1 pseudogene is annotated in these 1,388 nt (G+C 37.4%); it reads right to left on the reverse strand.

The annotated features are described in order from the left end of the window. Window positions 1-3 precede the first annotated feature (3 nt). Window positions 4-1,088, reverse strand: a pseudogene (locus RT405_RS13460) (IS3 family transposase). Window positions 1,089-1,388: the final 300 nt, after the last annotated feature.

Consider the following 1,388-nt stretch of genomic DNA (forward strand, 5'->3'; position numbering starts at 1 on the left):
AATTTACGTTACTAATTGATTTATTTGTTGTTTGTGTCTAATATTTTTTGATAATTCCGTTGGTGTAAGATTCCCAAGACCTTCATGGGGTCTGTTGTTATTGTATTCATCCATCCATGCCTGGGTATGTTCTCTTACTTCTGACAAGTTGAAAAATAAATAAGCATCCAAAATTTCTTTGCGATAACTTCGGTTGAAACGTTCGATGTAACCGTTCTGCATAGGCTTACCGGGCTGGATAAATTGAATACCGATTCCCTGGTCTTTACACCAGAGCTCAAAATGATGACTGGTGAATTCAGGACCATTATCTACGCGTAGACAGAGCGGTTTGCCCCGCCAGTCTATGATTTGTTCAAGTGTCCGAGTTACCCGCAAAGAAGAAATTGAAGTAGCTATTTCGATACATAATATCTCACGGGACAGTCATCCATCACATTAAAAGTTCTAAACCTGTTTCCGCTGGCCAAGCTATCGCTCATAAAGTCCATGCTCCATTTTTGATTAATACTGATCTGTTGTTCCAAAGGTTGTTTCTCCCGAGTAGGTAGCCGACGTTTGCCACGCCGCTTCTTGTTCATATTAAGTAGCTTATATACTCTGTATACTTTTTTATGGTTCCATGGCTTACCTTCTCTGCGCAGGTAGGCATATAGTTTTCGAAATCCATATACAGGATGTTTGGAAGACAGTTGATCTAATGCTGCTATAACAACGCTAACATCTTTCTTACTAACATAGTAATATTGTGAACGGCACATACCTGTCAATTTACAGGCTCCGCTGACATTCAAACCGTGATCTAGGATAATCTCCTGGATCAACTGTTTTTGTTGCCGGAGCCCCAACCTTTTTTTGTGATAACTTCTTTTAGGATATCATGGTTCATACTCAGTTCGGCAAACATCTTTTTTAAGCGTGCATTTTCTTCTTCAAGATGCTTCCATGCCACCGTAACGGCTTTTCCAATTATAAAAGGTGGCTTTGCTGATCTGAAGCTCTCGGCAGATATCTTCGGTCTTTCGACCTTCTTCTCCCTCTTTGAGTGCTCGCACAATCTGTGTTTCTGTAAAACGTGTCTTTTTCATCTTATTACTTAAATCTAAACATTTATGTCCAGTTTTAAGCTGTTGGATTTTTTGGGACACTTACAGATAATATCTTAATTCTTCTAAAATTCTATTTTCGGAATCGTTATTTGCATATAAAATTTTATTAATATTGGACTTTTTTATTACAATATATTGTATTTTGGAAACTTCCATGATTTAAACTGCTTATGATTATCTGTTGAAATGACCATTGTCCTTCTTCCTTGGGTAAATAATATTCAATTTACCAATCCTTATTGACCAAATGCTTGTTAATAGCCTGCCCAATAATTTGTC

The sequence above is a fragment of the Carnobacterium sp. genome (assembly GCF_032094055.1).
In the GTDB taxonomy this organism is placed as follows: domain Bacteria; phylum Bacillota; class Bacilli; order Lactobacillales; family Carnobacteriaceae; genus Carnobacterium_A.